The 16,019-nt window shown below is 72.7% G+C and carries 12 protein-coding genes; 7 read left to right on the top strand and 5 right to left on the bottom strand.

What is annotated here, in order from left to right:
* The first annotated feature begins 469 nt into the window (after window positions 1-469).
* Window positions 470-1,735: an acyltransferase family protein gene (locus FHX40_RS10055; protein WP_170198788.1), complete on the top strand. Its 1,266-nt coding sequence runs from the start codon at window positions 470-472 to the stop codon at window positions 1,733-1,735.
* Between the two features lie 21 nt (window positions 1,736-1,756).
* Here the strand turns inward: FHX40_RS10055 and FHX40_RS10050 are convergent, their stop codons facing one another.
* From FHX40_RS10050 to FHX40_RS10030, 5 genes are all read right to left on the bottom strand, one after another.
* Window positions 1,757-3,064: a PrsW family intramembrane metalloprotease gene (locus FHX40_RS10050; RefSeq protein WP_142259354.1), complete on the bottom strand. Its 1,308-nt coding sequence runs from the start codon at window positions 3,062-3,064 to the stop codon at window positions 1,757-1,759.
* Between the two features lie 254 nt (window positions 3,065-3,318).
* Window positions 3,319-4,161 carry an SAM-dependent methyltransferase gene (locus FHX40_RS10045; protein WP_142261676.1) on the bottom strand — a complete coding sequence of 281 codons (843 nt, stop codon included), beginning with the start codon at window positions 4,159-4,161 and terminating at the stop codon, window positions 3,319-3,321.
* 107 nt (window positions 4,162-4,268) lie between these two features.
* Window positions 4,269-4,706: a helix-turn-helix domain-containing protein gene (locus FHX40_RS10040; RefSeq protein ID WP_229788140.1), complete on the bottom strand. Its 438-nt coding sequence runs from the start codon at window positions 4,704-4,706 to the stop codon at window positions 4,269-4,271.
* 91 nt (window positions 4,707-4,797) lie between these two features.
* Window positions 4,798-5,748 carry a serine hydrolase gene (locus FHX40_RS10035; RefSeq protein WP_142259352.1) on the bottom strand — a complete coding sequence of 317 codons (951 nt, stop codon included), beginning with the start codon at window positions 5,746-5,748 and terminating at the stop codon, window positions 4,798-4,800.
* A gap of 281 nt (window positions 5,749-6,029) precedes the next feature.
* Window positions 6,030-6,932 (bottom strand): heme o synthase, encoded by a 903-nt coding sequence (locus FHX40_RS10030; RefSeq protein WP_142261675.1) that lies wholly within the window; start codon window positions 6,930-6,932, stop codon window positions 6,030-6,032.
* Between the two features lie 541 nt (window positions 6,933-7,473).
* Between FHX40_RS10030 and tkt the strand changes: the two genes are divergently transcribed.
* The 6 genes from tkt to pgl all read left to right on the top strand — a co-directional run bounded on the left by tkt (window position 7,474) and on the right by pgl (window position 15,761).
* The gene (gene tkt / locus FHX40_RS10025; RefSeq protein WP_229788382.1) at window positions 7,474-9,507 is read left to right on the top strand and encodes a transketolase; all 2,034 of its coding nucleotides are present in this window, start codon (window positions 7,474-7,476) and stop codon (window positions 9,505-9,507) included.
* Between the two features lie 9 nt (window positions 9,508-9,516).
* Window positions 9,517-10,620, top strand: a complete 1,104-nt coding sequence (gene tal / locus FHX40_RS10020; protein ID WP_142259351.1) for a transaldolase — start codon at window positions 9,517-9,519, stop codon at window positions 10,618-10,620.
* Between the two features lie 81 nt (window positions 10,621-10,701).
* Window positions 10,702-12,333, top strand: coding sequence for a glucose-6-phosphate isomerase (locus FHX40_RS10015; RefSeq protein WP_142259350.1), 1,632 nt, complete (start codon window positions 10,702-10,704; stop codon window positions 12,331-12,333).
* Window positions 12,333-14,048: a glucose-6-phosphate dehydrogenase gene (gene zwf / locus FHX40_RS10010; RefSeq protein ID WP_229788139.1), complete on the top strand. Its 1,716-nt coding sequence runs from the start codon at window positions 12,333-12,335 to the stop codon at window positions 14,046-14,048. Before FHX40_RS10015 ends, zwf begins: the two co-directional genes overlap by 1 nt.
* A gap of 46 nt (window positions 14,049-14,094) precedes the next feature.
* On the top strand, window positions 14,095-14,991 hold the full coding sequence (locus FHX40_RS10005) for a glucose-6-phosphate dehydrogenase assembly protein OpcA (RefSeq protein WP_211350421.1): 897 nt from the start codon (window positions 14,095-14,097) through the stop codon (window positions 14,989-14,991).
* Window positions 14,988-15,761, top strand: coding sequence for a 6-phosphogluconolactonase (pgl, locus tag FHX40_RS10000; RefSeq protein WP_142259348.1), 774 nt, complete (start codon window positions 14,988-14,990; stop codon window positions 15,759-15,761). Before FHX40_RS10005 ends, pgl begins: the two co-directional genes overlap by 4 nt.
* The last annotated feature ends 258 nt before the right edge of the window (window positions 15,762-16,019 follow it).

The raw sequence follows: 16,019 nt of genomic DNA, 5'->3' as shown, positions 1-16,019 counted from the left end.
CATCGGGAGCGTGTCCGGCTCCCCCGCCCGACCTCGGGAGGTGAGGTAACCGCTCCGTTCACACGGCAACTCATCCCTCCTCCTAAGGCAACACTCCCTGTTCTCCTGTTCCCTGGGAGCGCGAGGCGGTCCCTCCTCCTCCGCCTCGCGTTCCCCCCACCCTTCCCCCCTCCGGCGGCTTCCCCCACGCTCCCGCGGCCCCTTCCCGCCGCGTACGCGGCTCCCCCGTCCCTCGGACCACCGCCCGCACGCGCGATCCCTCCGGCGGCCCGCCACCGGCGCGGGCCGTGGCGTGCGGGCGGACCGCGTGGAAGGAACCGTGCGGCGCGCGTCGTGCACGTCACGTCACCGTTTGATCTCCGGCGACTCGATCATGCCCGGGTGACCGGTACCCACGATTCCGTCACGCGGTGTGATTTTTATGCTACGTCACGTGTACGTTGACAGAGCGCTGCCGCATATTGCCACCATGAAGCACACGGTTCCCGCCGCCCCCACCGAGCACAGCGGCAACCTCACGACGCGGAACCGCGCCCCGGTACGGCCGGACAGGCCCACCGACGCCGTGCCGAGCCCCGAGGCCGGCCACGGCGCCGGCACCGGCCGCTTGCTCGGCGTGGACCTCGCGCGCGCGCTCGCGATCTACGGCATGTTCGCGGTGCACGTCGGGCCGTCCCCGGACTCCGTCGAAGGCCTGGCGCGCACGCTGCTCACGTTCGCCCACGGCCGCTCCGCGGCGCTGTTCGCCCTGCTGGCGGGCGTATCGCTGGTGTTGATGAGCGGACGCGAACCGATCGGGAGGGACGCCACCGGGCGACGGGTGCGGGTGCGGGTCGCCGTCCGCGCCCTCATCCTGCTCGTGTTCGGCACCGCGCTGACGCTGATCCACTCCACGATCTGGGTGGTCGTCCCCTACTACGGGCTGTTCTTCCTGCTGGCGCTGCCCGCCCTGGGCCTCGCCGCGCCGGCGCTCGTCACGCTCGCGGCGCTGTCCGCGCTCGGCGGTCCGGTGGTCACCATGGCGCCGCTGGTGGTGCCGCCGGAGCTGCTCGACACGGTCGCCGCCTACGATCCCCTCAACCTGGTCAGCGGCCACGGGCTGATCGAGCTGTTCCTCGTGGGCGGCTTCCCGGCGGCGAGCTGGATGGCGTACGTGTTCGCGGGCATGGCGATCGCCCGGCTCGACCTTGTCGCCGAGGCGGTCCGCCACCGGCTGGTCAAGGCCGGCGCCGCGCTCGCCGCCCTCGGGTACGGCGGTTCCTGGCTCGCCTGCAACGTGTTCACCGACGTGCAGGCGCGGGTGGAGGCCACCGCCGCGGCGGTCGAGGCCGCCGGAGGCCACTTCGACGTGCTCGACCACGGCACGCCGCTGGAGCGGCTGCTCGTCGCCCTGCCGCACAGCAGCTCCCCCTTCGAGATCACGGGGAACATCGGCGTGGCGATCCTCGTGCTGGTCGCCGCGATCACCCTGCTGGAGGCGCGCCCCGGGCTGCGCGGTCCCGCCGGGCCGGTGCTCGCGGTCGGCACGATGTCGCTCACCGTCTACGTCGTCCACATCCTGCTCATCCGGTACGTGGACGTGGAGGCGCACCTCGGCTCGCCGACCACCGTGCTCGCCGTGTTCGTGGTGGCCGCCACCCTGTTCGCGGTGGCCTGGAAGCGGGTCTTCCGCCGGGGCCCGCTGGAGTTTCTGCTCCATTTCCCGGCGGTTCGGCTGTCCGGCATGGTGAGATAGGCCACGGTCCCTCCCCGGCGCTCACTGCGGAGGACCGTACGGGCCGTGCCACGGCCCGGGCCCGCCCGGTGGGGGCTGCTGGGCCGGCCCCGGCGGCGGAGGCGGCCGGCGGTCGGGTGGCCGGGGAGGGTACGGGGGGCTCGGCGGCGCCCCCGGGGCGTAGCCGGGCGGCGCCAGCCCTTTGTTCAGCGCCACGTAGTGCCGCTCGGGGACCGGGAACCGGGACCGTGCCACGCCCATGTAGTAGAGCAGCGTCCGCTGCTGCCGGGCGAAGGTCTCCTCGTCGATCAGCCCGCGCCTGGCGCGCTCGTGCAGCAGGCCGAGCTCGGTGGCGGCGAGCTGGTAGTCGCTCATCGCGGCGGCCCCCTGCCGCTTGCCGTGCGCCTTCGCCCACTGCCGCGCCTGCCGGCGGCCCTGGAGCGAGGAGAGCATGTGGATGTCGGTGGCGTTGACGAGCCCGGTCGGCTCGTACTGCGGCAGGTAACGCTGGATGAGCCCGACGATGCGCCGGCGGTCCCGCACCAGGATGTACAGCTCGGTGAAGAACAGCGCCATGAGGATGAGGTAGGCCACGACGAGGCCGCCGAAGCCCTGGTAGGAGGCGAAGCCGTTCCACAGCCCGTGGAGCAGCATCGCGCCGAGCCAGCCCGCGGCGATCACCGCCCAGCTCTGGCCGCGCGGGCGTTGCGCCGTGTACGCCACCGCGATGCCGATCATCGAGGTGAACAGCGGGTGGGCGAACGGCGTGAGCACGCCGCGCAGCACCACGGTGACGGCGAAGGTCTCCACGCCCCGCTCGCTCGCCAGCGCGGCGAGGTAGTAGCTGACGTTCTCGGTCATGCCGAAGCCGAGGCCGACCATGCTGGCGTAGATGATGCCGTCGGTGGGGCCGTCGAGCTCGTGGCGGCGGAACCACAGCAGGCCGAGCAGCACGAGGCCCTTGAGGGTCTCCTCCACGGGCGGCGCGCCGAAGGTGGCGACGAGGTCGTAGGCGGCCTCCGCGTCCTCCAGGCGCCGGGTGACGTACAGCAGGTTGAGCCGGTTGAGCACGCCCGAGAGCAGCACCGCCACGCCCGCGCCCCAGACGAACGCGAAGACCAGGGTGCTGCGCGGCTCGGGTTCCATGCGGTCGAGTGCGAGCACCCCGGCGAGCAGCAGCGGCACGGGCGCGAGGGCGAACACGACCGCGATGAACGAGTGCACCGGGTCGCCGTCGAGCAGGTCGAACGACAGCGCGGCAAGCGCGCACGCACCCGTCACGACGAGCCCGAGGATCAGCCTCAGGGACGGTCGTCCCCTCAGCTCCAGGCCCGGATCACGGCTCCTCATGCCCGCGAGCGTAATCGACCAGGCAGGACATGTCCGTCCCCAGGGCAGGCGATATCAACCTTTTCTCCAAACATCCACGGGTGTCCGGAAGGTCACCCGTCACACCGGCACAACGGGGGTGAGGTCGTTGTTCCCTTGGAGAGGGGCATGACACTGAATGCCCCGGTCTGCCCGCCATGGTGGTCCCGCAGGCCACCCGCGAACCATCGCCGCCGGCCGGCCGCCCGCCCGCCGCGACCGGCGGCCGCGTGTGCTCAGCGCTTGCGGCCGACCGCGCCGTACGACCCGGGGATCAGGGCCTCGGGTTTCGGGCCGTCGGGGCGCCAGGCGAAGGTGGGCACGAGCCCGGGCTCGACCAGGTCGAAGCCCTCGAAGAACCGCTCCACCTGCTCGCGGGTGCGGAGGGTCACCCACAGCGGGCCGGTGTTGTAGCTGTTGGCCAGCGCGTTCATCCTCTCCGGCTCGAAGTCGGCGGTGAGGTGGGTGATCGCCAGATAGGAGCCCGGGCAGACCGCGTCGGTGAACCCCTTGACCGCGCGCCACGGGTCGTCCTCGTCCCGGATGTGCATGAGGGTGCCGACGATGATCACGCCGATCGGCCGGGAGAAGTCGAGGACCTCCAGCGTGTCGGGGTGGGTGAGGATGCTCTCCGGGTCGCGCAGGTCGGCCTCGATGTAGGCGGTCCTCCCCTCGGGGGTGCCGCGCAGCAGGGCCCGCGCGTGCACCATCACGATCGGGTCGTTGTCGACGTACACCACCCGCGCGGCCGGGTTGACCGCCTGCGCCACCTCGTGCGTGTTGCCCGCGGTGGGGATGCCGGTGCCGATGTCGAGGAACTGGTCGATTCCCTGCTCGGCGATGTACCGGACCGCCCGGCCGAGGAACGCGCGGTTGTCCCGGGCGCCCTCCACCACGCCGGGCGTCGCGGCGATGGCCGCCTCGGCGACCTTCCGGTCGGCCTCGAAGTTGTCCTTGCCGCCGAGCCAGTAGTCGTACACCCGCGCCGGGTGCGGCACCGACGTGTCGATCCTCGCCAGCACGTCGGGGCCGAGCTCAGGCCGGTCCGACCACCGCAGCGGGTTGCCCTCGTCTCCCATCGCCACCGCCTCTCAGCCCGGGAACCTTCGATCATGATCCTAACGATCAGTGATCGCTCGGCACAGGCCTTTGTCCCGATTGAGCCGAAAGACCGGTACGCCGGGGCTCAGGACGGCGCGGCGCCGCCGCGTTCGGCCACGTCGACGGCCGCGGCGGCGAGGGCGAGCACCGGGAAGATCGCGTGCGGGGGCACCCGGTAGACGCCGCGTTCCGGCTGCTCCACCAGCCCGGCGGCGGTGAGCGTCTTGAGGTGGTGGTAGAGCTGGCCCGGCGAGCCGAGGTGGAGCCGGGCCTGCAGGTCGGCGATCGCCATCGGGCCGGTCGCGAGGAGCTGGAGGATCTCGAACCGGGCCGGGTGCCCGGCGGCGGCGAGCACCGCGGCGATCGGCCCGGCCGGCCGCCGCAGCAGCCAGGCGGGCGGGCGGCGGATCTCCCAGGACCAGTGGTAGCCGCCGAGCGCGGCCTGGCCGCCGTAGTGCAGCACGCCGGAGCCGTCGGCGTCCGCCCCGGCGTCGAGCGGCGCCGCGGCCCCGTCCCGTTCCACGTCCGCGAGCCTCGCCTCGAGGGCGGCGACCCGTTCCTCGAGATCCTTCAGCCGATCCTCAACGCTGGCCAGTGGTGCCCCATTTCGCGATCTATTTCAGGGCGGCCCGCACCCGTGCCCGGAAGGCGGGGTCGGTGGCCACCTGCAGCATGAACCGCTGATGAGCATAGCTCTGCATCGCGGAGAACCAGGTCCGCTCCGGCATCCGGCGCAGGGCGAGCACGGTGTGCCGCGGCCGCTCCCCCGGCCGGACGGTGTAGGTGGCCTCGCTCAGCACCCCGGGCAGCGACCCGCCCTTGGTGCCGATGACGAGCGTCCCGGGGTCGGCGCCCGGCTGCCGCATCGGCCACTCCAGGTGCTTGCGCGCCGTCGGGTCCTTGGCGAGCCGGGCGAGCACGTCCCGCAGTACGGCGGGCCGTACCCGGTTCACGGTCTCGGCCCAGGCGGCCTGCCGTTCGAAGGACGGCAGGACCGGGGTCATGCGGTGGCCCGCGACGTGGCGCTTGAGGCAGGCGTCGGCGGACAGCCGGCACCCGGCGAAGGCGCGCAGGATCTCCCCGTTGAAGGTGCCCACCGGGGTCCCGGCGATCCGCTTGAGCGCGGCGGGCCCCAGCCGGTCGCGCAGCAGGTCGGCGGCGGCGTTGTCGCTCTCCTCGATCATCGCCGACACCAGCTGGTCGAGCGTGACGGTCGCGCCGGGCTTGAGCCGCTTGAGCGCCGCCTCGTGCGCGCCGCCGTCGGTGCCGGGCACGTGGTAGGCGTTCCACCGGCTCACCTTCACCCGCTCGCGCGGGCTCACCTTCCCGGACCGCACCGCGTCGGCGTACGCGGCGAGGTGAACGATCTTGATCGCCGAGGCGACCGGGGCGAGCCGGTCGGCGTTGTGCCGGATCCCCTCGGCGACGAGGGCGACGTCGTCCCGGTGCGCCTTGAGGTACGCCAGGACCGACTCGGCGTCCTTGAACTCGTCCGCGGCCGAGGCCACGGCACCGGCGGGGGCGGCGAGGGCAGCGGTCAGCAGTGCACTGAGGAAGACGTTCATGCCGCCCACTCTATCCGATGTTCCAAAATTTCGGAATTACAAAGAATCCTGGGCATGAGGCGGCCACACACGCAGAGCTCGGGAGGGCGACGGCACCGCAGGCCGAGACGGAGGGGCGAAAAACCCGCGGCGGAAACGGCTCGGGGCCGCGGGGACGGGCCGGAGCGCCCGGTACGCGGGAAAGGGTCGCGGACGCAACGTGCCGGCGCGCGTGGGACGGGCACGCACGCCGGCACATCACGCGGCGGCCGGTGGCCCGGCCGCCGCCTTCGGGGCACTCCCTAGAGCAGGGAGTCGATGGCGACCGCGAGGAACAGCAGCGCCAGGTAGGCGTTCGACAGGTGGAAGAAGCGCATCGGCCGCAGCGCCACCCCGGTGAGCCCGGCGTTGACGCGGGCGAGCAGGCGGTGCGCCTCCCACAGGATCACGGCGCCGAGGACCACGGCCGCGCCCACGTAGAACGGCGTGACGTTCGCGAGCGGCCACAGCAGCAGCGAGCACAGCACGGTGGCCCAGGTGTAGAGCACGTTCTCGATCGCCACCCGGCGCTCGCTCGCCACCACCGGCAGCATCGGCACCTCGGCGGCGGCGTAGTCCTCGCGGTACCGCATGGCGAGCGTCCAGGTGTGCGGCGGGGTCCAGAAGAAGACGACGCCGAACAGCACCAGGGGGGCCCAGTCGACCCGGCCGGTGATGCCCGCCCAGCCGATCATCGTCGGCATGCAGCCGGCGACGCCTCCCCACACGACGTTCTGCGCGGTACGCCGCTTGAGCAGGATCGAGTAGATGAAGACGTAGTAGAGGATCGCGAGCAGCGACAGCCCGGCCGCCAGCCAGTTCACCGTCAGGCCGAGCCCGAGGGTGGAGATCACCCCGAGCGTGACGCCGAACACCAGGGCGGCGCGCGGCGAGACCTGGTGCCGGGCGAGCGGGCGACGGCGGGTACGGCGCATCCGCGCGTCGATGTCGCGGTCGATGTAGCAGTTGAGCACGTTGGCGCTGCCGGCCGACAGGGTGCCGAACACCATCGTCGCCAGCGCCGTCCACAGCGGGGGGAACCCGTCGGCGGCGAGGAACATCGCCGGCAGGGTGGTGATGAGCAGCAGCTCGATGATCCGCGGCTTGGTCAGCGCGACGTACGCCCCCACCACCTCGGACAGGGTGCGCCGCGAGCCGGCGACCATCGGGTCGAGCGGCTGCAGGGTGGCCACCGAGTGCTTGTTCGTCAGGACCGTCACGGCGCGTCCAATGGGTGCGGGGTCAACGCGTAACCTCGTGTTTTTCGCAGCGGATCCAGGGTCTGAGGGCCTTCGGATCAGCCCGGGAACTCACTGTAGTCGCAGCGGTCGCCGGGTCTGCATCTGACCCGGCCCTAGCCCCGCCCCGGGCCGCATCGTGCCTGGTCACAACCATTATCAGAGAACGGGTGACGCCCCCTCGGCAGGGCACCGCATGCGATCACGTTTGTGCATGTTTCATCCTTTCTGCTGCGAAAAGGTGCCGCATGTTCCCTGGTAACAGGTCGACCGGAAGCACAGGGAACCGGTGTCAACGCCTCGGATCGCCCGGGAACCCACTAGGGTCGCCTATGGGGCGGGAACACAACCCCGGCGCCATGTGACACGACCAGATCTGGAGATCGAGCAGTTGAGCAGCGAACTCGTGCCGTCCCTGGAGTGGGGCGACCTCGACCGCAGGGCCGTCGACGTGGTACGCGCCCTGGCGATGGACGCGGTGGAGAAGGCGGGCTCGGGCCACCCCGGCACCGCGATGAGCCTTGCTCCTGCCGCCTATCTGTTGTTCCAGCGTACGATGCGGCACGACCCCAGTGACCCGACGTGGCCGGGCCGTGACCGTTTCGTGCTGTCGTGCGGTCACTCCAGCCTGACGCTGTACATCCAGCTTTACCTGTCCGGGTACGGACTCACCCTCGACGACATCAAGGCGCTGCGGCAGTGGGACAGCCGCACCCCGGGCCACCCCGAGTACGGCCACACGGCGGGCGTGGAGACCACCACGGGCCCGCTCGGCCAGGGCATCGGGAACGCCGTCGGCATGGCGATGGCGGCCCGCCGCGAGCGCGGCCTGTTCGACCCGGACGCGCCTCCGGGCACCAGCCCGTTCGACCACATGATCTGGTGCTTCGCCTCGGACGGCGACATCCAGGAGGGCATCAGCCACGAGGTGAGCGCGCTCGCCGGGCACCAGAAGCTCGGCAACCTCGTCGTCGTCTACGACGACAACAAGATCTCCATCGAGGACGACACCCAGATCGCCACCTCCGAGGACGTCGGCAAGCGCTACGAGGCGTACGGCTGGCAGGTCCTCACCGTCGACTGGACCGAGGGCGGCGGCTACCACGAGGACGTGCAGAAGCTGCACGAGGCCCTCGAGGCCGCGCGCGCCGAGACCGAGCGGCCCACCCTGATCAAGCTGCGCACGATCATCGGCTGGCCCGCGCCGAACAAGAAGAACACCGGCAAGATCCACGGCTCGGCGCTCGGCCCGGAGGAGGTCGCCGCCACCAAGCGCATCCTCGGCATGAACCCCGACGTCAGCTTCGACGTACCTGCGGATGTGCTCGAGCACGCACGCAAGGTCGTCGAGCGGGGCCGCCAGGCGCACGCCGAGTGGAACAAGAGGTTCGAGAGCTGGCGGGCCGCCAACCCCGAGCGGGCCGCGCTGTACGACCGCATCTCCGCGCGTCACCTGCCGGCCGGGTGGACCGACGCGCTGCCCACGTTCGAGCCGGGCACGAGCATGGCCACCCGGAAGGCCTCCGGCGAGGTGCTCACCGCGCTCGCGCCGGTGCTGCCGGAGCTGTGGGGCGGCTCGGCCGACCTGGCGGAGAGCAACAACACCACGATGAAGGGCGAGCCGTCCTTCGTCCCGGAGGAGTACCAGACCAAGGCGTTCCCCGGCGGGCCGTACGGGCGCACCCTGCACTTCGGCATCCGGGAGCACGGCATGGGCGCGATCCTCAACGGCATCGCGCTGCACGGCGGCACCCGGCCGTACGGCGGCACCTTCCTGGTGTTCAGCGACTACATGCGCCCGGCGGTACGGCTCGCCGCGCTGATGAAGCTGCCGGTCATCTACGTGTGGACGCACGACTCGATCGGCCTCGGCGAGGACGGCCCGACCCACCAGCCGGTGGAGCACCTGTGGTCGCTGCGCGCCATCCCCGGCCTCGACGTGGTGCGCCCCGCGGACGCCAACGAGACCGCGGCCGCCTGGCGGTTCGCCCTGGAGCACACCGACCGGCCGACGGCCCTGTGCCTCACCCGGCAGAACGTGCCGGTGTACGAGGGCACGCGGGACGCGGACAAGGTCGGCAGGGGCGGCTACATCCTCGAGGACGCCTCCGACGGGCAGCCGCGCGTGATCATCATCGCCACCGGCAGCGAGGTGGAGCTCGCCGTCGAGGCCCGCAAGATCCTCGAGGCGGAGGGCATCCCGACCCGGGTGGTGTCGATGCCGTGCGTGGAGTGGTTCCGCGCCCAGGACGCCGCCTACCGCCAGACCGTGCTGCCGCCCTCGGTCCGCGCCCGCGTCGCCGTCGAGGCGGGTGTCGGCCTGGGTTGGCGGGAGTTCGTCGGGGAAGCGGGGCAGATCGTGAGCCTCGAGCACTTCGGCGCCTCCGCGCCGTACCGCACCCTGTTCACCCAGTTCGGTTTCACTCCCGAGCGCGTCGCCGCCGCGGCGAAGGCGAGCCTCGCGAAGACGGGGGCAGACAAGGGCGAGACGACCGGCAACTGAGGAACCAGCATGAGCGAGAACCTGAAGGCCCTCACCGCCCAGGGCGTGTCGATCTGGCTGGACGACATCAGCCGCGACCGCCTGCGCTCCGGCAACCTCGAGGAGCTCATCCGCACCAAGGAGGTGTCCGGCGTCACCTCCAACCCGACGATCTTCGCCGCGGCGCTGCGCAAGGGCGACGCCTACGCCGAGCAGCTCCACGACCTGGCGCTGCGCGGCGTCGACGTGGGCGAGGCCGTACGGGCACTCACCACCTACGACATCCGGTGGGCCTGCGACGTGCTCATGCCGGTCTACCGGGAGAGCGGCGGCAAGGACGGCCGGGTGTCGATCGAGGTGGACCCGCGGCTCGCCCGGGACACCGAGCGCACCGTCGCCGAGGCCCGCGCCCTGTGGTGGCTGGTGGACCGTCCCAACCTGCTCATCAAGATCCCGGCCACGGTCGAGGGGCTGCCCGCGATCACCCGCTGCCTGGCGGAGGGCATCAGCGTCAACGTCACGCTGATCTTCTCCATCGAGCGGTACCGGGCGGTGATCGAGGCCTGGCTGGACGGCCTGGAGCAGGCCCGGGCGGCCGGCCGTGACCTGAGCACGATCGAGTCGGTGGCGTCGTTCTTCGTCAGCCGGGTGGACACCGAGATCGACAAGCGGCTGGAGGCGATCGGCACGCCGGAGGCGCTGGAGCTGCGCGGCAAGGCCGCGGTCGCCAACGCCCGGCTGGCGCACGCCGCGTTCGAGGAGTACATCAACACCCCGCGCTGGGAGTCGCTCGCCGCCGACGGCGCCCGGCCGCAGCGGCCGCTGTGGGCCTCCACCGGGGTGAAGAACCCGGCGTACTCGCCGACGCTGTACGTCGACGAGCTGGTCACCCGCGGCACGGTGAACACCATGCCGGAGAAGACCATCGACGCCGTCGCCGCGCAGGGCCGCATCACCGGCGACACGGTGCGCGACTTCTACGAGGACGCCAAGTCCGTGATGGACCGCCTCAAGAAGGTCGGCATCGACTACGACGACGTGGTGCGGGTGCTCGAGGACGAGGGCGTGGCGAAGTTCGAGGCGTCCTGGAACGAGCTGCTGGAGACCGTGGCCGGGGAGCTGAAGAAGGCCTGACCGGCGGCGGCCCACCGCGGGCCGGGGGCGCCCGCGTCACCCATCGCAGACACTGCGACAAACCGCGCATAGAGGGGATTCATGAACACGTCGGTAACGTTCGGCGACGACGCGGCCGCCGCGCTCGCCGGGGAGACGGCGGCGAAGCTGGCCGCCGAGGGGGTCCCGGCGGCTCTGGCGGCCGGTGACCCCACGCTGTGGGGCCCGGACGCCGAGCCCGAGGCGGCGATCCGCCTGGGGTGGCTGAACCTGCCGAAGAGCAGCCGGGAGCTGCTGCCGCGGCTCGGCGAGCTCGCCGCCGAGATCCGCGAGCGCGGCCTCGACCACGTCGTGCTCGCCGGGATGGGCGGCTCCTCGCTCGCCCCCGAGGTGATCTGCGCGACCGCCGACGTCCCGCTCACCGTGCTCGACACCACCGACCCCGACCAGGTGCGCCGGGCGGTCTCCGACCGGCTCGACCGCACGGTCGTGGTGGTGGCGAGCAAGAGCGGCGGGACGATCGAGACCGACAGCCACCGCCGCGTCTACGAGCAGGCGTTCCGGGACGCGGGCATCGACCCGGCCGAGCGCATCATCGTGGTCACCGACCCGGGCTCGCCGCTGGAGGCGGTCGCCAAGGAGGCGGGCTACCGTACCGTGCTCGCCGACCCGAACGTCGGCGGCCGGTACAGCGCGCTCAGCGCCTTCGGCCTGGTGCCGAGCGCGCTCGCCGGCGCGGACGTGGCCCGCCTGCTCGACGAGGCCGCCGAGGTGCTGCCGTCGCTCGCGGCGAACGAGGGGAACCCGGGCCTGCTGCTCGGTGCCGCGCTCGGCGCGCAGGCGCTCGCGGGGCGGAACAAGCTGCTGCTGCAGGACACGCTCTCCGACATCACCGGGCTGCCCGACTGGATCGAGCAGCTCATCGCCGAGTCCACCGGCAAGCAGGGCACCGGCATCCTGCCGGTGGTCGGCGCCGACCCGACCGGGGCAGACGACGAGCTCGTGGTGAACATCGGCCCGGAGGGCGCGTTCCGCGTGGAGGGACCGCTCGGCGCCCAGTTCCTGGTGTGGGAGTACGCCACCGCGATCGCCGGGCGGCTGCTCGGCATCAACCCCTTCGACCAGCCGAACGTGGCCGAGTCGAAGGAGAACACCTCGCGCCTGCTCGCCGAGGCGGGCGAGGACCCGCTGCCGACCGGCTCGCCGGCGCTCGTCGACGGCCCGGTCGAGGTGTACGGCGAGGTGCCGGACGGGGCGAAGAACCTCGCCGACGTGCTCACCGGCCTGCTCCGGGCCGTCCCGGACGACGGCTACCTGGCGGTGATGGCCTACCTCGACCGGTGGGCGGCGCTCGACACGCCCACCGGCAAGGACGCGTCCCTCGGGCAGACGGCCGAGGCGTGGCGGGCGCACGACCCGGCCACGCTGCGCGGGCTGCTCGCGGCGCGCACCCGGCGGCCGGTCACCTTCGGCTGGGGGCCGCGGTTCCTCCACTCCACCGGGCAGTACCACAAGGGCGGGCCGCAGAACGGGGTGTTCCTGCAGGTCACCGGGGCGGTCACGGAGGACGTCGCGGTGCCCGGCAAGCCGTACACGCTGGGGCGGCTGCAGCTCGCCCAGGCGCTCGGCGACCTTCGGGCGCTGGTCGGCCGCGGGCGGCCCGCCGTACGTCTCCACCTGACCGACCGGGCGGCGGGGGTCTCCCACCTGCTCGCCGTCGCACAGGAGCTGTGATGATCGATCGTTCGCCGCACGAGGACGCCGCCGGGCGCGCCGGCGGGGACACCGAGCGGCAGGAGCGGCCGGACGCGGCGCAGGCCGCCGCGCCGGCCGCCTCCGGGCCCGCCGTACTGGAGGGCCGGGCGCCCGCCGACGAGGCGTGGACCGCCGCCGCGGCGGTCGCCGAGGTGTCGACGAGCCCGGCGGTGGCCGCCGCCAACCCGCTGCGCGACCCGCGGGACAAGCGCCTGCCCCGGGTGGCCGGACCGTGCGTGCTCGTGCTGTTCGGCGTCACCGGCGACCTGGCGCGGCGCAAGCTGCTGCCGGCGATCTACGACCTGGGCAACCGCGGGCTGCTGCCGCCCGGGTTCTCCCTGGTCGGGTTCGCCCGCCGCGACTGGACGCACGAGGACTTCGCCAAGATCGCGCACGACGCGGTGAAGGAGCACGCCCGCACGCCGTTCCGCGAGGAGGTCTGGCACCAGCTCCGCCAGGGCATCCACTTCGTGAAGGGCGAGTTCGGCGACGACGCGGCGTTCGACAACCTCGCCGCCGCGCTGCGCGAGATCGACGCGACCCGGGGCACCGGCGGCAACTACGCCTTCTACCTGTCGATCCCGCCGAAGTCCTTCCCCGTCGTGATCCGCCAGCTGCAGCGCACCGGCCTGGCACGTTCCTCCGGCGGGTCGTGGCGGCGCGTGGTCATCGAGAAGCCGTTCGGCCACGACCTGCAGTCGGCGCGCGAGCTGAACGCGATCATCGACGCGGTGTTCCCGCCGTCCTCGGTGTTCCGCATCGACCACTACCTGGGCAAGGAGACCGTCCAGAACATCATGGCGCTGCGGTTCGCCAACAACCTGTTCGAGCCGGTGTGGAACCGCGAGTACATCGACCACGTGCAGATCACGATGGCCGAGGACATCGGCATCGGCGGCCGGGCGGGCTACTACGACGGCATCGGCGCCGCGCGCGACGTGATCCAGAACCACCTGCTCCAGCTCCTCGCGCTCACCGCGATGGAGGACCCGGTGTTCTTCGACGCCGACGCGATCCGCCGGGAGAAGGAGAAGGTGCTGCGCGCGGTACGGCTGCCGCACGACCTGGCGCTCGGCACGGCCCGCGGCCGGTACACCGCCGGCTGGCAGGGCGGCGTGCCGGTCAAGGGCTACCTGGAGGAGGACGGCATCCCGCCGGACTCCACCACCGAGACGTACGCGGCGATCAAGCTGGAGATCGCCAACCGCCGCTGGGCCGGGGTGCCGTTCTACCTGCGCACCGGCAAGCGCCTCGGCCGCCGGGTCACCGAGGTGGCGCTGATCTTCCAGCGCGCCCCGCACCTGCCGTTCAGCAGCACCGACACCGAGATCCTCGGCCAGAACGCGCTGGTGATCCGGGTGCAGCCGGACGAGGGCGTGACGGTGCGCTTCGGGTCGAAGGTGCCGGGCACGGCGATGGAGGTCCGCGACGTCACGATGGACTTCGCCTACGGCGAGTCGTTCATCGAGTCCTCGCCCGAGGCGTACGAGCGGCTGCTGCTCGACGTGCTCATCGGCGACCCGCCGCTGTTCCCGCACCAGACCGAGGTCGAGCTGTCCTGGCAGATCCTCGACCCGATCGAGGAGTTCTGGGCCAAGCAGGGCCCGCCGGAGGACTACCCGGCCGGCACCTGGGGCCCGAAGTCGGCCGACGAGCTGATGGCGCGCGACGGCAGGTCCTGGAGGCGGCTGTGACCGCGCGCACGGCGACGGCGGAAGGGGAGGCGGTGTGACGAGCTTCATGCTCACCTCGACCACGGCGTCCAAGATCGACGCGCATCTGACGAAGCTGCGTCACCAGATGGGCGCCCCGGCGATCGGCATGGTGCTGACGCTGATCGTGGTGGCGGACGAGGCCCGGCAGTACGACGCGGTGCGGGCCGCGACCGAGGCGGCGCGGGAGCACCCGTCGCGCATCCTCGTGGTGATCCCCCGGGACGACGACGAGGGCACCCGCCTCGACGCGGAGATCCGCATGGGCGAGTCGACGCCGGGCGAGGTCGTGCTGCTGCGCCTGTACGGCGAGCTCACCGAGCACGCCGACTCGGTGGTGAGCCCGCTGCTGCTGCCGGACACCCCGGTGGTGGCGTGGTGGCCGGGCGAGTGCCCGCAGGTCCCGGCGAAGGACCCGATCGGCCTGCTGGCGCAGCGGCGCATCACCGACGCCAAGGCGAGCCCAGACCCGGTGCGGGCGATCCGGTCCCGGGCCGACGGGTACGTGCCGGGCGACACCGACATGGCGTGGACCCGGCTGACGCCGTGGCGCAGCCTGCTCGCCGCCGCGTTCGACCAGCCGGTCGGCGAGGTCACCGAGGGCCTGGTGGTGGGCGCCGAGCGCAACCCGAGCGTCTGCCTGCTCGCCGCGTGGCTGTCGGAGCGGCTCGGCGCGCCGATCCGGGTCGGGTACGGCTCCGGCCCGGGCCTGACCGAGGTGCGGCTGACCGCGGCCGCGGGCGAGATCGTGGTGACCCGGCAGGACGCCCGGCAGGCCACGCTGGTCCGCCCCGGCCAGGCGCCGCGGCAGGTCGCGCTCGCCCGCCGTCCCGCGTCCGAGCTGCTCGCCGAGGAGCTGCGCCGGCTCGACCCCGACGACGTGTACGCGTCGGCGATCCGGTGGCTCGCCCGGGAGGCGGTGTGAGCACCCCCACCGTCGTCGTGCACCGCGACGCCGAGGTGCTCGCCCAGGCGGTCGCGGCCCGGCTCATCACCCGCCTGGTCGACGCCCAGGCGGCGAAGGGCTCGGCCTCGATCGTGCTCACCGGCGGCACCATCGGCATCGCCACCCTCGCGGCCGTGGCCGCCAACCCCGCGCACGTCGCCGTCGACTGGCGGAACCTGGACATCTGGTGGGGCGACGAGCGCTACCTGCCCACCGGCGACCGGGAGCGCAACGAGACCGGCGCCCGCCGCGCCCTGCTCGACCACGTCGACGTCGACCCCGAGCGGGTGCATCCGATGCCGGCCGCCGACTCCGGCCTCTCCCCCGAGGAGGCCGCCGAGGCGTACGCCGAGGCGCTGCGCAAGGCCGCCCGCCCCGAGGACCACGGCCCGGTCCCGTCGTTCGACCTCCTCCTGCTCGGCCTGGGCCCGGACACCCACGTGGCCTCGCTGTTCCCCGGCATGCCGGCCCTCTACGACGAGCGCCCCGTGGTGGCCGTCCACGGCTCCCCCAAGCCGCCCCCGACCCGCATCTCGCTCACCCTGCCCACCATCCGGGCGGCCCGCCAGGTGTGGATCGTCGCGGCGGGCGCCGAGAAGGCCACCGCCGTACGGCTAGCCCTCTCCGACGCCGGGCCCATCCAGGTCCCCGCGGCCGGGGCGCGCGGGCGCCAGGAGACGTTGTTCCTGCTCGACCGCGCCGCGGCGAGCAAGATCCCGCCGGGCCTGGTCCGCCCGGCCTCGCCCTGAGCGGCGGAGAGCGAGATCCTGCCGGGATCGATGCGCGCGGCGTCGCCGCGCAGGTTGTACGCGTGATGGCCCTGCCGGAAGGTCCGGTGGGGCCATCTTGTTCGGGGTGGGTGGCGTTGTGAGGCTCGGCGTTCGAATCGGTGACGGTGGATCGGGCCTCGGACCGGCCCTGGCGCGGATGAGCCCGGCGGCGGGCGTGCGGGTTGGCCGGAACCGTGGCGGGAGAGTCCGCAGAAGCGTTGTGGCGCTGGATCGGCC

Origin of the sequence: Thermopolyspora flexuosa, from assembly GCF_006716785.1 — a bacterium.
GTDB lineage: Bacteria > Actinomycetota > Actinomycetes > Streptosporangiales > Streptosporangiaceae > Thermopolyspora > Thermopolyspora flexuosa.
This window is presented reverse-complemented; position numbering and strand designations above follow the sequence as displayed.